Annotated in this window: 13 protein-coding genes; 9 read left to right on the forward strand and 4 right to left on the reverse strand. The window is 64.9% G+C overall.

The window, feature by feature from the left end:
• Positions 1–4 precede the first annotated feature (4 nt).
• From ABFA30_RS01115 to ABFA30_RS01125, 3 genes are all read right to left on the reverse strand, one after another.
• Complete coding sequence (locus ABFA30_RS01115) at positions 5–934, reverse strand: diiron oxygenase (RefSeq protein WP_410045079.1); 930 nt, start codon at positions 932–934, stop codon at positions 5–7.
• Positions 931–1,707 (reverse strand): DUF3050 domain-containing protein, encoded by a 777-nt coding sequence (locus tag ABFA30_RS01120; RefSeq protein WP_368816205.1) that lies wholly within the window; start codon positions 1,705–1,707, stop codon positions 931–933. Before ABFA30_RS01120 ends, ABFA30_RS01115 begins: the two co-directional genes overlap by 4 nt.
• 656 nt (positions 1,708–2,363) lie before the next feature.
• Positions 2,364–3,056 carry a GntR family transcriptional regulator gene (locus ABFA30_RS01125; protein WP_225787704.1) on the reverse strand — a complete coding sequence of 231 codons (693 nt, stop codon included), beginning with the start codon at positions 3,054–3,056 and terminating at the stop codon, positions 2,364–2,366.
• Between the two features lie 207 nt (positions 3,057–3,263).
• On the opposite strand from ABFA30_RS01125, the gene lapG reads away from it, so the two are divergent.
• Positions 3,264–4,025, forward strand: coding sequence for a cysteine protease LapG (gene lapG / locus ABFA30_RS01130; protein ID WP_225787703.1), 762 nt, complete (start codon positions 3,264–3,266; stop codon positions 4,023–4,025).
• 10 nt (positions 4,026–4,035) lie between these two features.
• Positions 4,036–5,982 carry a cyclic di-GMP receptor LapD gene (gene lapD, locus ABFA30_RS01135; protein ID WP_225787702.1) on the forward strand — a complete coding sequence of 649 codons (1,947 nt, stop codon included), beginning with the start codon at positions 4,036–4,038 and terminating at the stop codon, positions 5,980–5,982.
• A 66-nt stretch (positions 5,983–6,048) separates the two neighbouring features.
• Here lapD and ABFA30_RS01140 read toward each other — a convergent pair whose 3' ends face one another.
• On the reverse strand, positions 6,049–6,390 hold the full coding sequence (locus ABFA30_RS01140; RefSeq protein WP_225787701.1) for a tryptophan synthase subunit beta: 342 nt from the start codon (positions 6,388–6,390) through the stop codon (positions 6,049–6,051).
• A 335-nt stretch (positions 6,391–6,725) separates the two neighbouring features.
• On the opposite strand from ABFA30_RS01140, the gene bcsE reads away from it, so the two are divergent.
• Genes bcsE through bcsB form a run of 7 tightly spaced genes read left to right on the forward strand, consistent with a single transcriptional unit; the run spans position 6,726 to position 15,736 of the window.
• On the forward strand, positions 6,726–8,156 hold the full coding sequence (gene bcsE / locus ABFA30_RS01145; protein WP_410046022.1) for a cellulose biosynthesis protein BcsE: 1,431 nt from the start codon (positions 6,726–6,728) through the stop codon (positions 8,154–8,156).
• Positions 8,153–8,329, forward strand: coding sequence for a cellulose biosynthesis protein BcsF (gene bcsF / locus ABFA30_RS01150; RefSeq protein ID WP_225787700.1), 177 nt, complete (start codon positions 8,153–8,155; stop codon positions 8,327–8,329). The genes bcsE and bcsF overlap by 4 nt, the downstream gene beginning before the upstream one ends.
• The gene (bcsG, locus tag ABFA30_RS01155) at positions 8,322–9,935 is read left to right on the forward strand and encodes a cellulose biosynthesis protein BcsG (RefSeq protein ID WP_410045080.1); all 1,614 of its coding nucleotides are present in this window, start codon (positions 8,322–8,324) and stop codon (positions 9,933–9,935) included. The genes bcsF and bcsG overlap by 8 nt, the downstream gene beginning before the upstream one ends.
• Entirely contained in the window at positions 9,932–10,147 is a 216-nt protein-coding gene (gene bcsR, locus ABFA30_RS01160) for a cellulose biosynthesis protein BcsR (protein ID WP_225787698.1), read from the forward strand. The genes bcsG and bcsR overlap by 4 nt, the downstream gene beginning before the upstream one ends.
• Positions 10,144–10,851 (forward strand): cellulose biosynthesis protein BcsQ, encoded by a 708-nt coding sequence (gene bcsQ, locus ABFA30_RS01165; RefSeq protein ID WP_410045081.1) that lies wholly within the window; start codon positions 10,144–10,146, stop codon positions 10,849–10,851. Before bcsR ends, bcsQ begins: the two co-directional genes overlap by 4 nt.
• Positions 10,848–13,460 carry a UDP-forming cellulose synthase catalytic subunit gene (gene bcsA / locus ABFA30_RS01170; protein ID WP_368816211.1) on the forward strand — a complete coding sequence of 871 codons (2,613 nt, stop codon included), beginning with the start codon at positions 10,848–10,850 and terminating at the stop codon, positions 13,458–13,460. Before bcsQ ends, bcsA begins: the two co-directional genes overlap by 4 nt.
• Complete coding sequence (gene bcsB / locus ABFA30_RS01175; protein ID WP_410045082.1) at positions 13,457–15,736, forward strand: cellulose biosynthesis cyclic di-GMP-binding regulatory protein BcsB; 2,280 nt, start codon at positions 13,457–13,459, stop codon at positions 15,734–15,736. The genes bcsA and bcsB overlap by 4 nt, the downstream gene beginning before the upstream one ends.

Here is a 15,736-nt window from a genome sequence, read left to right on the forward strand (position 1 = left end):
CTCCTCAGGGCAGGTAGTCGCGCAGCGCGGTTTGCACGCAGGCCGACTCGAGCATCGAGCTGCTGCGCAAAAAGCGCAGGATGTTGCCCAGCAAGGGGTGCTGGTGGTTGATCGGGTAGGCCAGCGCCCGGGCCTCTTCGCGCAGGGCCTGGCGTACCGCCTGGCTCACCGGCAACGCATCGATCAGGCTGAAGTCGAAGGCCTGCTGGATGTCGCTGGTCAGGTACTGGCCGAGAAACACCGGCAAGACCTGCGCGATGGCCTCGCGATCGGCCTGCGGCGCGGCCTGCCAGTAGATACGCGCCAGGCGTGCCCAGAAGCTGGAGTGACGTCCTTCGTCGAGCAGATGGTCGGCCATCAGCCCCTTGACCGAAGGCTTGACCGTGTCGTCGCGGGCGAAGGCGGCGACATCGTCGGTCAGGGTGTTCTCGGCGATGCCCACGCAGATCAATTCCATGGCATCGCGCAACGCCACTGGCACCTGCGCCAGCGCCGCGGGGATGGCGCGGCTCAGCTCGATCTCCCGAGGCAGGTCGATCGGTTCGATGCCAGTCAGGGCGATGGTCTGCTGCAAGAAGTCCATGGCCACCAGGGCGTGGTAGTCCTCGTCCACCACCACGGTCATGGCGTCGTAGCGGCAGGCGAAGGGGAACGGCACGGCGAAGCGGTCCTTGGCGATGCGCCGGGCCGTGCGGTCGACGATCTCGGTTTCGAAGATCACCACGTCGTTGATGAACTTGTAGAGGCTCTGCACCAGTACGAAGTCGCGCAACTGCGGGCATTCGCGTTGGAAGGTGGCGCCGAGCACCAGGGGCTGGCGGCTCAGCGGATAGATGAGCCGTTGATCGTCTTCCACCCGCCGGCGTGGCCGGGTACGGATGGTCGCGCGTTCTTCCCAGGCCTCGGCGAAGGAGCGGTATTCGTGGGCTTTCATGGCGCGACCTCGGCGATTTCCGCCTGCAGGGCGGCACGCAGCCGGTCCCACAGGGCCATGCGGCTGTCCACGGCGGCGATGGCCGCCTCGTAGACCTCTTGCTGACGCTGCGGATCGTGCGCGACCAGTCGTGCCAGCAAGTGCTCGGCCGCCGGGCCGTGGTCCTCGGCGTCGACCTCGATGTGCCGTTGCAGGTAGTAGCGGAAGGTTGGCGCCTGGTCGCTGCCGATGCCCCAGGCGTCGAGGATCTGCTGGAACATCGTCGGGATCACGCTTTCCCGGCCATGCAGGAAGGCGGCGGCGACGCGATGGGCAGGCGCCTGCAAGGCGACCTGCAGGGTGTCGCTGACGAAACGCCGGGCCGCTTCGCTGGCGCCTGCGCGCTGCAAGGCCGTGGCAGGGTCGACGCCTTGTTGCTGCAGCTCGATGAAGCGTTCGATGGCCTGGGTGCTGGCGCCGACTTCGCGCATGGCGTCCAGGTACAGCTCGAAATGGCTGTAGTGGCCTTGGCCCAGACGGTCATCGGACTCCTCGCCCAGGACGATCTCGTTGATCAGCCTGGCAGCGGCCGGGTCGGCCGGCGGCAGCCAGGGCAGGCTGACGCAGGTCAGCTCCCGTTGCAGGCGCTTGGTCAGCGACATGAAGTCCCATACGGCGAATACATGGGTTTCCATGAAGCGGCGCAAGGTATCCAGCGAGTCGATTTCGGAAAATAGCGGGTGCCTGGAAAGTTCGGCTTTCTTGTTGGAAAGTGTGCTCTTCAATGTGCTCATGGCAAATGTCCATAACGAGGTGGCATCGGGTGGATTGTTCCTGCGTGTCGAGCGTCGACGTTTATTCAGGCGAGCGAATGCCTCGATTGAAGTTTCGATGCTGAGCGATATGCAGAAGGCCTGCAGGGCATGAGCGCCTTGGTTTCAGGGTGCATGGCTGCTGGCGTTTGAAAAGTTAGAGCAAACTTAAAGTTGTGCGCAATCGTTTTTTTGATATTTTTATTTTTCCAACTTTATTGGCGAAAAGAGCGTCTCGATAAAACTTCTGGAAAGTTTTATTGGGCACGAGTGTACTCCCTCCGATAAATAAGATCGGAAAAACTTAAAAGAGTGAATGCCTCACTCGGGAGCACTGGTGAACTGGGATATGGGGTATTCGACTATCGAGGGGGCGGCTGATGCTTTTCGGCGCGTGCCCCGGTGGCAGACTCCTTCTGCAGGTGGGAGAAAGGCGAACGATCCGGCCTGCCAGATGGCGATCAGCGACCGTTGCCGGCCCTAGAGTGTGCCGAAACGGCTGGGGGTGCCATGGTCAATGGCAGAAAGGCGGGGGAGTCGTAGGAGTGGGCAAGCGCCAATGCTGGTCGCAGCCACCATTCGGGGCTGCGAAGCGGCCCAGGAGGACAACGTGCCAAGCCCCACACCGGGGGCGTTCGTCAGTTGGCCGGCTGCTTGTCGAGGTAGTTCCTGATGGTGCGCGCCGCATTGTTCAGGTGGCGCTCCAGGACCCTGATGGCTTCGTCCACCAGTTTGTCGCTGGCCGCATCCGCCAGGGCGATATGGTCGTCCTGGGTCAGCTTACCCAGCCCCATCGAGGACAGGTGGAAGCGCAGGAAGCGTTCCTCCTCGTTGAGTTCCACCTCGATCATGCGCAGCAGCTTCTGGTTCTTCGCCTTGCTGTAGAGCGCCATGTGGAACAGGCGATTGAGACGCCCGATCTCGGCATGACGGGTCTCATGTTCCAGCTGATGGATATAGCCGCGGGCGAGGGCGATGTCGCTGGCATCGAGCAGCGGGATCGACTGACGCAGGGCCTCGGACTCCAGGAGCACGCGCAGCGCATAGGTGTCGACCGCATCCTCGCCGATCAGCGGCGCGACCACCGCTCCCTTGTGCATGACCACCTGCAGCAGCGATTGCGCCTCCAGTTGACGCAGCGCCTCACGCACCGGCATGCGGCTGACGCCGAACAGCGTGGCGATCTCCTGCTGGCGCAGGGCGGTGCCTGGCGGCAGACGGCCGTCGAGAATGGCGCTGCGCAAGCGTTCCTCGATCACGCTACGCGCCAGATGCGGTGGTACCTGTTCGCTGCCCAGCACAGTACTCAGGAGTCTGGTTTTCTCGGCCACGCGGGGTCTGCCTCGATGATGTCCAAGATTGGATCCAATTAAACTAGTTATTCGCGAGAGGGGTGTCAAACTGTCACGATGACAAGCACGCCACGTGCCAGGAACGTGCAGCTATCGTGAAGGAAGTCGTTGGTCAAAGGAAGCCGTACATTCCCTTCGATGGTTGGGAAATTCATCCCACCTCGTTCGTCGAGCAGTGATTGTACGGTGCCATTGTCTTTTCGTCCCCCAGGCAGCACCATCGCTGCTTTCGATTGGTCTGAGCAGGTCTTCGCAGTGGCGATACCCCGGATGCTCACACTGGCCGCACGGCGTCTCGGCCTGGCCCTGTTGCTGGGTGGCCTGCTGCTGGGCGGCCTGCGTGCGGAATGGGACTTTTCCCAGATCAGCCGGCGTGCGCAGGGGCTCTATGGCCCCCTTGGCCCTGGCCAGGCACGCATCGATGCCTGGCAGGCGCTGTTGTCCACCCACGGGCAGGGCAGCGAGATGGCGCGCCTGCAGGCGGTCAACCGCTTCTTCAATCAGCAGCTGCGCTACGTCGAAGACATCGACCTGTGGCGTGAAGTGGACTACTGGGCCACGCCCATCCAGGCGTTGCTCAAGGGGGCCGGCGATTGCGAGGACTACGCCATCGCCAAGTATTTCAGCCTGCGGCGCATGGGCATCCCCCGCGACAAGCTGCGCATCACCTACGTCAAGGCGCTGCAGCAGAACCGGGCGCACATGGTCCTGACCTATTATTCAAGCCCACAGGCCCAGCCGCTGGTCCTCGACAGCCTGATCGACGCCATCCGGCCGGCCAGCGAGCGTACCGACCTGTTGCCGGTGTATGCCTTCAACGGCGAGGGCCTGTGGCTGACCGGTGCCTCCGGCAACCGGAAGGTCGGCGACACCAAGCGCCTGTCCCGCTGGCAGGATGTGCTGAAGAAAATGCAGGCCGAAGGGTTCCCGGCCGAACCGGTCTACTGAAGGAGCACAGATGTCATTGTTCAAACAATTGCTGCTTGCCATTTGCCTGTTCCTGGTGGTCGCCTTCAGCGGCAGCTTCGTGGTCAGCCTGGAAAGCTCGCGCAGTCAATACGTCAACCAGTTGCGCTCCCATGCCCAGGACGCGGCGACCGCGCTGGCCTTGTCGCTGACGCCGAATATCGATGACCCGGCGATGGTCGAGCTGATGGTCAGTTCCATTTTCGACAGTGGCTACTACGCGAGCATCAGGGTCATCGACCTGGGCTCCAACGCCGTGCTGGTGGAGCGCCATGCCGAGCCTGACCGTGATGGCGTGCCGGCCTGGTTCGTCCGCTTGATCGGGCTGGAGGCGGCCGCTGGCGATGCCATCGTCAGCCGTGGCTGGCAGCAGGCGGCGCGGGTCGAGGTGATCAGCCACCCGATGTTCGCCCTGGCCAAGCTCTGGCAGGGTGCGCTGGGCAGCCTCGGCTGGCTGCTGCTGTGCGGTGCGCTCAGCGCAGCCCTCGGTGCCCTGTTGCTGCGTCGCCAATTGCGGCCGCTGGACTACATGGTCGCCCAAGCCCAGGCCATCGCCCGCCGCGAGTTCCTCAGTGCGCAGCAGCTGCCGCGCACGCCGGAGCTGCGCCGGGTGGTGCTGGCGATGAACCAGATGGTCGAGAAGCTCAAGGCGCTGTTCACCGAACAGGCCGAGCGCAGCGAGAAGCTGCACGCCGAGTCCTACCAGGACAGCCTCACGGGGCTCGCCAACCGGCGCTATTTCGAGATGCAACTCAATGCCCGGGTCAGCCACCCGGAGGAGGCGCGCGCCGGTTACCTGCTGTTGCTGCGTGTCCAGGACCTTACCGGCCTCAATGCCCGCCTGGGCGGCCCGCGCACCGACCAGTTGCTGCAGGCGGTGGGTGAACAACTGCTGAGCACCTGCGCGAGCTACCCACAGACCAACGACCTGATCACCCGCAGCCGAGGTGGCGAGTTCGCCGTGCTGGCGCCGGGCATGGTCCACGATGAAGCCGTGCAACTGGCCCAGGCCCTGGAGGCCAGCCTGCAGAGCCTGCACACGACTGGCGCCAGCGACGTCGACCCGGTCGCCTGCATCGGCCTTGCGCCCTATAGCCCCGGCGATGCGCCGCATGCCCTGCTCACGCTGGCCGACGAGGCCCTGGCGCGTGCCGAAAGCCAGCCGGAGCCAGGCTGGGTCTGCCTCGAGCAGGGCATCGCGGTCCAGGCCGCCGACAGTCATCATGCCTGGCACACGCGGCTCGACCAGGCCTTGGCCAAAGGGCAGTTCGAGCTGTTCTTCCAACCCGTGGTGGACAGCCAGGCGCCTGGGCGGGTGCTGCACTACAAGGTCGTCTCGCGGCTGCACATCGAGCACGACGAGACGTTGGCCGCCGGCCGCTTCCTGCCCTGGCTGGAGCGCTTCGGCTGGATGCCACGCCTGGACCTGCTGGTGCTGGAAAAGGTGCTCGGGCACCTCCAGGGTCATGACCAAGCCTTGGCGTTGAACCTGTCGGCCGCGACCCTGGCCGACGACAAGGCGCTGCGGCGGGTCTATGAGCTGCTGGGCCAGAACGCCGCGCTGGGGCCTCGGCTGACCTTCGAGATTGGCGAAGAGCAATTGCCGGAGCAGGACTTCCTCGAACACCTGACCCGACGCCTGCGCAGCCTGGGCTTCGGCCTTGCATTGCAGCGCTTCGGTGGCCGCTTCAGCATGATCGGCAACCTCGCCCACCTGGGGCTTGCCTACCTGAAGATCGACGGCAGCTACATCCGCAACATCGACCGGGAGCAGCACAAGCGCCTGTTCATCGAGGCGATCCAGCGGGCGGCGCACAGCATCGACCTGCCGCTGATCGCCGAGCGGGTCGAAAGCGAAGGGGAGGTGCAGGTGCTGCGGGAGATGGGGGTGCAAGGTATCCAGGGGCAGTGGGTCGGCGAACCTGCGCCTTGGCGCTGACCGGGGGAGGGCCCTCTGCCTGGCAGCGCAGCCAGCGTTGTACGGACAAGCCCGCTCCTCCAGTCGTCAGATCAAGCCGCCTCCCTCATCTTCCTCGATCAGATTGTTCAGCCCACCCAGCGCCTTGCGCGCCGAGGAGCGGCTGAGCAGCTTGGCCTGGGCATCGGCGGGCAGGTCGGTGATGCTGATCACCCCCTTGGTGGTCAGTACCTCGATGAGGTCCTCGAGCACGCGGATCATGTCCAGGTCGCTCTGCTTGAGCTGCCGGAGGCTGTTTTCCACCACGTCGTCGGCGAACCACGCCTGGACCCGGGCATCGTCAGCCGGGAGGATTTCCGTGTACCCGGCATACGGGGCAGCCTCTACCCGCAGCAGCTGACCCGCGGCGTCGCGTTGCACGTAGAACATGGCGTCGATCCTCGTCTGGTTGCCCCTTCATCGTAGGCAGCATAGGCAAGGATCCCAAGACCTGTTGCGCTGGCCTAACAAATGTCATCTTGACATTATTTTTTCAGACTGCTGTAGAATTGACGTAATTCGCAAGATTCTTTCTTTTATGATGTTTTTTTGACGCTTTTCTGCGTCAAAAATCTTGCCCCCTTTGACCCTTCAGGCGAGCGACGCCTGCCGCAATCGGTAGGCGTCGCTCCCGAATTTTTAGAGTCACGGTTTTGGCGAAAAATATTCTCTCTTCAGCCATACCCGGCCTTGATGCCGAGCATGGCCAGTTCCATGAGCAGGGTGTGTACTGGCTGGCGTGCGATATGGCCGAAGATGCCGCCATGGTCTGCCGTCAGGTCGTCAACGCCATGGCAGAGGACGCCAAGGCCGCCTTCATCAGCGATGCGCGAGGTATGCGTGAAGTGCTGGATGCGCTCGATCCGGATCTCGGCCCGGGCGAAATGGCGTTGTATGAGGCCGACCGGCAAGCCGCCCTGCACCTGGCCGAGGACTTGTCCCGCATAGAGGCGTCCGGGCGGCTTGTTCTTGCCTTCCTGCCTGCGGCTGTCTGGGAGGGCGGGGACATAGGCCAGTGGTGCCACGAGGTCCGAGACCGCGTGCGCGACACTGGGGCAGTCCTGCTGGTGGTCAGCGAAGGCCAGAGTGTCTGGCTGGTCGAGCAATTGAGAGCGCACAACCAGAATCTCGATGGCATGGCGCAACTGTATCGCGGCCAGGGTGGCATGCGTTACCTGCTGCATTTCTGGAGCAATGCACTGGGTGTCGTCGGTACCGAGGATGTCGAACTCACCCATGATACCGGTGGTTTCGCACTGGCTGGCCGTCCTCATTCGCTGGGCAGGACCGGGGGCGATGAACTGCTTTGCCTGGCGCAGCGCAAGGTTCTGGAGGGCGCACCGGCCTTCTCCGAGCATTGGCAGTTGTTCGACAGTGTTTCCGAACTTGGCGTCAGGGCCGGCGTGGCAGTATCGGCGACGGTGATCTTCGCCATGGAGGGTGGGCAGCGGCTCGACATCCTGGCCCAACAACTCCATACCCTGCGCCAGTTGCGCGGCAATGCGTTGAAATTGGTGGTCCGCGAGATGGCGCCCACCTTGCGATACCAGGACGAGCAACTGTTGCTGGCATGTGGCGCCAGCCTGATCGTGCCCTTCGGTGCCAGCCTGTCGCGCTTTCTGACGCAGGTCGACAGCATTCAGGGTTATGCCTGGCGCCGACGCCTGCCCAGCGATTTCGAGGCACTGCTCACTCGGCTGAGGCCGCTACCGGTGTGTGGCCTTGTGGCGCCGCGGGTGTTCGCCGAGGCGGTACAGCAGATGTGGCAAGGCCGGCGCAATGGCGAGATCGTCCATCAGTTGCTGGTGTTGCGCCCTGCACCCGGCTTGTCGCCGTTGCAGGCCTGCTCGCGTAGCCTGTTCCGCCGCGATGGCGATATCGCGTGCATCGCCGATGGCGTGTTGTACCTGTTCCTGTTCGCCTGCCGGGCGGAGGGTGTCGAACAGGCGTTGGACTATATCTTCCAGTTGTCCTGGCGGGAGCTCTTCATCGGCCAGGAGCTGCTCGATGACCTCGGTGCCTTGGAAGCCCCTGCATTTCTCGACGAGACCGTGCCGGAATCGCCAAGCGTCGAGTCGGCCAGCATGCCGCTGTCGCAGGTACGCCCGGCGCTGAACCCCCGGCGGATATCGCTGCAGCAGTGGGAAGCTGCATGAATTTCTCGCAACTGCTGCAGGTCATGGCCATCACCGCGCTGGTCACATTGATCCTGGTGCTTTCCATCCTGCACCTGAAGACCCTGATCCAGGGTTGGCTCAAGCACCGCCTGGCGCCCCGACGCCTGAAGGCCCTGGGCGTGCGTAGGCGTGGGGAGAGCCGGCATGAATAGCCCGGCATCGATCGCCAACCCGCTGGCCCGTTGGCCGGGGCTGGGCCTCTGGAACCTGTATTTCCTGGCGAAGTTCCTCATGCTCGGTGCAGGCTTGCTGGATTTCCAGGCATTGCCCAACCTGCTCTTCGCCGCGTTCTTGCTGGTGCCGCTGCCATGGCGCTGGCTGCGCATCGGGCGACAGCTGCTGGCGGTGCCGATCGGGATCGTGCTGTTCTACCAGGACACCTGGCTCCCGCCGTTCCAGCGGCTGCTGGCACAGCCGGGTGTGTTCGACTTCACCGCAGACTACCTGCTGGAGCTGCTGGGCCGCTTCATCAACTGGAACCTGTTGGGCACCCTGCTGCTGTTGGTAGTGGCTTACTTTTACCTGCGTCACTGGTTGCGCCTGAGCACCCTGAGCCTGGCCGGGCTGTTGTGGCTGGCCGCGAGCGGGTTGTCATCGATCGCGCCGGTCGTCTCACGGCAGGCGACGGCCGAGGTCACCACGCAACAGGCAACTGTTACGGTGGCCGACAACGCCACCCTCGATGCCAAGCTGAAAAGCTTCTTCGACAGCGAGCGCCAGCGTGCCACCCTGTTCCCGGCTGCAAGGCCCGACGAGCAGCCCTTCGACCTGTTGGTGATCAACGTCTGTTCGCTCGCCTGGGATGATCTCTCGACCGTAGGCCTGCACGACAACCCGCTGTTCGCACGCCTGGACGTGATCTTCGAGCAATTCAACTCGGCCACCTCGTACAGTGGGCCGGCGGCCATTCGCATGCTGCGCGCCAGCTGTGGCCAGGCCTCGCACGACATGCTGTACCAACCGGCGCCCGAGCAGTGCCTGCTGTTCGAGAACCTCGCCAGGCTGGGCTTCGAGCGCGAGACACTGCTCAACCACAGCGGGCATTTCGATGGCTTCCTGGGCGATATCGTCAACCAGCGCATGCCGCAGCCGGCGTTGACCAATGCCGACTTTCCCCGCGCGCTGGTCGGCTTCGATGGCTCGCCGATCGCCAGTGACCTGGCTGTCCTGCAGCGCTGGTGGGAGCGCCGCCTGGCTTCCGGTGAGGCGCATGTCTCGCTGTTCTATAACACCATCAGCCTGCATGACGGCAACCGGGTAGTGATGGCCGATGGGGGCACGCGTGCCGCCGACTACGGTAGCCGGGCGAACCGCCTGTTCGATGAGCTTGGCAAGTTCCTCGATGAGTTGCAGCGCAGCGGCCGGCGTGTCGTTGTGGCGATCGTGCCGGAGCATGGCGCGGCGCTGCATGGCGACCGCATGCAACTGCCCGGCATGCGCGAGATCCCTACGCCGTCGATCACCCACGTGCCGGTGGGCCTGAAGTTCATCGGCATGGGCCAACCCGATCGCCGCGAGCCGCTTCGCGTTGCGGCGCCCTCCAGCTACCTGGCCCTGTCCGAGCTGGTGTCCCGGATCTACGCCAACCAGGGCGCCGGGCAAACGCTGGACGTGGCCGGCCTGCTCGAGGGCCTTCCCACCACCGAGCACGTGGCTGAGACCTCCGGTGCACAGGTAATGGATTTCCAGGGCAGCACCTACATGCGCCTGCAAGGGCAGCGTGACTGGCAGCCATTACCCAAGGAGAGCAATCGATGACGAGCAAAGCCGACCCGGCCAACCGTAGCGATGACATCACCCGGCTGCGTCAGCACCTAGGCCTGCCAGAGCTGCATTACCAGGACATCTCCATGATGGTTGGCGTGCGCCAGGCGCTGGAGCGTTGGCCACTGCTGGGCGAAAGCTGTACGCGGGCGCTGGGTGAACTCGGCAACCCAGCAGCGCCCGCTCCCAAGGCGACCGTGCCATGACCAGCCTTGCACTGCACGGGCTGCGTGGTGGCCTGGGTCGCAGCGCCCTGCTCGCTGCCCTGGGATATGCCCTGCGGGAACTGGGTGAGCGGGTGTTGCTGGTCGACCTGTGCCCGGACAACCTGCTGGGGCTGCACTTCAACCTGCCGCTCGCTGGCGGTGACGGCTGGGCGTGTGCCGAGTTGGATGGGCGACCGTTCGACGATCCGGTGTACGAAGTGCTCGACGGCTTGTGCGTGATGCCATTCGGCGATCTCGACGAAACGGCCCACGCCAGCCTGGCAGGCAAGATCACGCCCGGTGCCTGGCGTCCACGCCAGGCACAATTGGCCCGGCACTTCGACTGGGTGCTGTTCGACCTGCCCATGGCTGGCCCGTTGAGTGCCCTCGAAACGGACGTGCGCGTGCTGGTCGCCGAGGCCGAGATGGCCAGCCACGTACTGCTGGGGCGTCGGGCGCTGGAGCGCTACGACTTGTTGCTGGTCAACCGTTTCGACCCGGCCAGCCGCTTGCAGAGTGATGTGCTGATGGTCTGGCGCAGGCTCTACCACCGCCGCCTGCCCTTGCAGGTGGTGCACCGTGACGAGGCCTTTGCCGAGGCATTCGCCAGCAAGGCGCCGGTCGGGCACTACGCGCCCCAGAGCCTGGCCACCCGTGACGTGCAGAGCCTGGCCGTGCGCTGCCTGACGAGGCGGCAGTCATGAAGCTGTCGCCTTCGAATCCCTACGGCTACTTCATCGCTCAAGGCGCAAGCTGGCCAACGGCCTTGCTGTTCACCTTGGGCACGTGGCTCGCTTTTCTCCTGTTGCGCCTGGAGTCGCCAGCCTGGCAGGCGCTGCTGGCTGACCGTCGGCGGCTGTTCCCGCAGGTGGCCGGCAAGCGGCCGACCCTGGGTGACCCGCTGCGCCTGCTGATCCAGGGTGCCTGGCTGCTCATCCGGCGTGAGCCGAGGCCACGCAGCCCAGGCCTCCTGGCGCGTGCCGGGCAGGCCCTGGGTGGCATCGCCGGTGGCTTGGCCAGACGTGTGCGTTCGTACCATGCGTGCCTGATCGAAGGATTGCAGCAAGTGCCCAGGCGCATGCGCACCAACGCCTTGCAACGCGAGGCGGCCCAAGGCCTGCAACGCCTGAGCGTTGGCGCCCGACGGCTGTTCTATACGGTGCTCACCTTGTGCGCACTGGCGTTGGCGCTGCTGTGCGTGACCGAGCCGTTCGGCTATCTGGCGCAGTTGGTGTTCATCTTGCTGCTATGGGGCATCGCCCTGCTGGTGCGCCACATGCCTGGCCGCTTTCCGACACTGATGCTGATCGTGCTGTCGACGATCATTTCCTGCCGCTACCTGTGGTGGCGCTATACCTCGACACTGAACTGGAACGACACCACGGACCTGGTCTGTGGGCTGATCCTGCTGGTTGCCGAGACCTATTCCTGGTTCGTGCTGATCCTGGGGTATATCCAGACCTGCTGGCCCCTGGAGCGCAAGCCGGCGGCCCTGCCGGCCGAGCCTTCGCACTGGCCGACGGTGGACCTGATGATCCCCACCTACAACGAGGACCTCGCGGTGGTGCGTACCACCGTGCTCGCGGCCCTGGGCCTGGACTGGCCGAGGGAGCGCCTGCGTATCCACCTGCTCGACGACGGACGCCGGGAAGCCTTCGCCGCCTTCGCCGCCGAGGTAGGCGTCGGCTACATCACCCGGCCAGACAACAAGCACGCCAAGGCCGGCAACCTCAACCATGCCCTGGGCGTCACCGATGGCGAACTGGTTGCGATCTTCGACTGCGACCATGTGCCGGTACGCTCCTTCCTGCAGATGACGGTCGGCTGGTTTCTCAAGGACCCGCGTCTGGCGCTGGTGCAGACGCCCCACCATTTCTTCTCGCCCGACCCGTTCGAGCGCAACCTGGGGACCTTCCGCCGCCGGCCCAACGAAGGCGAGCTGTTCTACGGCCTGATACAGGACGGCAACGACATGTGGAACGCCGCCTTCTTCTGCGGCTCCTGCGCCGTGCTGCGACGCAGCGCCCTGGAGAGCATCGGCGGTTTCGCCGTGGAGACCGTGACCGAGGACGCCCATACCGCCCTGCGCCTGCATCGCCAGGGCTGGAACTCAGCCTACCTGCGTATCCCACAGGCTGCCGGGCTGGCCACCGAAAGCCTGTCGGCGCATATCGGCCAGAGGATCCGCTGGGCACGCGGCATGGTGCAGATCTTCCGCACCGACAACCCGCTGTTCGGCCGTGGCCTGAGCCTGTTCCAACGGGTCTGCTACGCCAACGCCATGCTGCATTTTCTGGCGGGCCTGCCACGGCTGGTGTTCCTCACCGCGCCACTGGCATTCCTGTTCCTGCATGCCTACATCATCTACGCACCGGCGCTGATGATCCTGCTCTACGTACTGCCGCACATGATCCATGCCAGCCTGACCAACGCCCGCATGCAGGGCAAGTACCGGCAGACCTTCTGGGGCGAGGTCTACGAGACGGTACTGGCCTGGTATATCGCCCGGCCCACCACGGTCGCCCTGCTGGCGCCGAAGAAGGGCACGTTCAACGTCACAGCCAAAGGTGGGTTGATGGAGCAGAGCCAGTTCGACTGGCGTATCGCCCGGCCGTACCTGTTGTTGGCAGTGCTCAATTTCGCGGGCCTCGGTTTCGCCGCCTGGCGCTTGTTCACAGGCCCGGTCGATGAGATCGGCACGGTCATCGTCAGTTCGCTCTGGGTGATCTACAACCTGCTGATCATCGGCGCGGCGGTGGCCGTGGCGGCCGAGGTTCGCCAGGTGCGCCGCGCACATCGGGTACGGATGCACCTGCCGGCCGCCTTGGTCCTGGACAACGGGCACGCCTACCCGTGCACCTTGGTGGACTACTCCGATAGCGGCATCGGCCTGGAGCTGGGCGATGGCCTGGCACCCATGCCTGGCGAGCGGGTGCGCCTGCTGCTCAGCCGTGGCGAGCGTGAGTTTGCCTTCGGTGCACGGGTCAGCCGCCGTGTTGGCCGGCACCTGGGCCTGACCTTCGATGCGCTGGATGTGCAACAGCGCATCGACCTGGTGCACTGCACCTTCGCCCGCGCCGATGCCTGGCTGGGCTGGCAGGAGCAGCACCAGCCCGACCGCCCGCTGCGCAGCCTGGTCGATGTCCTGAAACTGGGCGGTGTCGGCTACCTGCAGTTGCTCGAGCACGTCCCGGCCCGCCTGCTGGGGCCCCTGCAACCCCTGGTCCTGCTGGTGCGCTGGCTGGCCAGTTTCATGCCGCGTACCCCGCGCCCACTCCCTTCCACGAACCTTCTGACCCGAGACGCATCATGACCCGTTACTGCGCACATGCCTGGGGCATGGCGATGGCGCTGCTCGCCTCCGTGTTCCAGGTAACCGCTGCCGCGACCCCGGCCACCCTCGATGCGCCTGCCGAGCCGATGGTACCCAACTGGCCTGTGTCGAGGACGTTCGAGCAGCTTGGGCACCCAGCCGATACGTTGTTGCTCGGCGTGCGCAACAACGAGCAGGTCGAGTTCGGCGTGCGCCGCGATCGGCTGGCCACCGAGGCGCTCCTGCAACTGGACTACACCCCGTCGCCAGCACTGTTGCCGACCCTGTCGCACCTGCGGGTCTACCTCAATGACGAGCTGATGGGCGTGCTGCCAGTGGAGAAGGAGCAGCTTGGTCAGCGCGTGCAGCGCCAGTTGCCCCTCGACCCCAAGCTGATCGGCGATTTCAACCGGGTGCGCCTAGAGTTCGTGGGTCACTACACCGACATCTGCGAAGACCCTGCACACAGCGGCTTGTGGCTGAACCTCAACCGCAAGAGCGAGGTCCGCCTGCGCGAACAGGCGCTGGCGATGGAAAACGACCTGGCCTTCTTCCCGCTGCCGTTCTTCGATGCTAGGGATACCGGCAAGGTCGACCTGCCGGTGATCTTCGCCGCGACCCCGACCCTCGGCGAGCAGCGTGCCGCTGCGATCCTGTCTTCGTACTTCGGCAGCCAGGCCGGCTGGCGCAAGGCGACCTTCCCGGTGCTCTTCGATCGCCTGCCAGTCGCTGGCGAGCGGCCGAAACCGGCCATCGTCTTCGCCAGCAATGAACGCCGTCCCTCGTTCCTGGCCGATTACGAGCGGTTTCCACGCGTGGATGGCCCGGTGGTGCAGATGATCGACCACCCGCAAGACCCTTGGAGCAAGTTGCTGCTGGTACTGGGCCGCGACGACGCCGACCTGGTCAAGGCCGCCTCGGCGCTGGCGGTGGGCAACGAACTGTTCCGCGGCGCCCGGGTGGCGGTCGAGCAGATGAGCGAGTTGCAGCCACGCAAGCCCTACGATGCACCGAACTGGACCCGCACCGACCGCCCCGTTCGCTTCGCCGAATTGCTCGACTACCCCCAGCAACTGCAGGTCAGTGGCTTGCAGCCGAGGGCGATCACGCTCGATGTGAACCTGCCGCCGGACCTGTTCGTCTGGCGTAACCAGGGTATTGCGCTGCGCACCTTGTATCGCTATACACCGCCAGCGGTCACCGACGAGTCGCGCCTGAGCATCAGCGTCAACGACCAGTACATCACCAGCATGCCGCTGGTCGGTAACGATCGCCGTGGCGGCACGCTGGAAGAGCTGCGCCTGAGTGTCCTGTCCAGCGACAGCACCGCGCTGAGCGAGCAGGCGCTGGTACCTGCGCTGAAGATCGGCGACCGCAACCGCCTGCGTTTCGACTTCAGCTTCGCCAGCAAGCTCGGCAGTGCCCAGCGCGATCACTGCCAGACCTCCTTGCCGGTGGACGTGCGTGCAGCCATCGACGAGAACTCGACGATCGACCTCTCCGGCTACCACCACTACATCGCCATGCCCGACTTGCGTGCCTTCGCCCGCAGCGGCTTCCCTTTCAGCCGCATGGCCGACTTGTCCGAGACGCTGATCCTGATGCCCGCCAAGCCCACGCCGATGCAGGTGGGGACCTTGCTCGACGTGGTGGCGGGTGTGGCCGGCCATGTCGGTTATCCGGCCCTGGGCGTACGCATTGTCGATGACTGGAAGCAGGCCAGCACCGTGGATGCCGACCTGTTGGTGATCGGCACGTTGCCGCAGGCGCTGGGCCAGGAGCGCAACCTCGGCCTGCTGCTCGATGCCCAGCGTGATTGGCTGTTGCAAGGGCGTGCGTCGGGGCTCCCTGGCAGCTACCGCTTCGACACCGCATCGGTATTGCCCAGCAGCCGCGTGGACGTCAGTGCCCAGGCGCCGATCGCCGCGATCACCGGGCTCAAGTCACCGTTCCATGAGCAACGGAGCGTGGTCGCACTGTTGGCCAATACCGACGCCGACCATGCGCTGCTGCGTGATGTCCTTGGCGATGTCGGCAAGCTCGACGCCGTGGCGGGCTCGGTCACCCTGGCGCGCAGCAGTGGGGTGAGCAGCCAGTTCGTCGGCGAACATTATTTCGTCGGCCAGCTGCCCTGGTGGCTGCTGCTGTGGTTCCACCTGTCCGAGCACCCGGTGCTGCTTGCACTTGTCGCTGCCGTCAGCGTGGTGCTGTTCGCCTTCTTGCTGTGGCGCGCGCTGCGTTGGGCCGCCCGGCGCCGACTGGGCGAGGCAGGCTGA

This window comes from Pseudomonas sp. HLMP, from assembly GCF_046365545.1.
Lineage (GTDB): Bacteria > Pseudomonadota > Gammaproteobacteria > Pseudomonadales > Pseudomonadaceae > Aquipseudomonas > Aquipseudomonas guariconensis_B.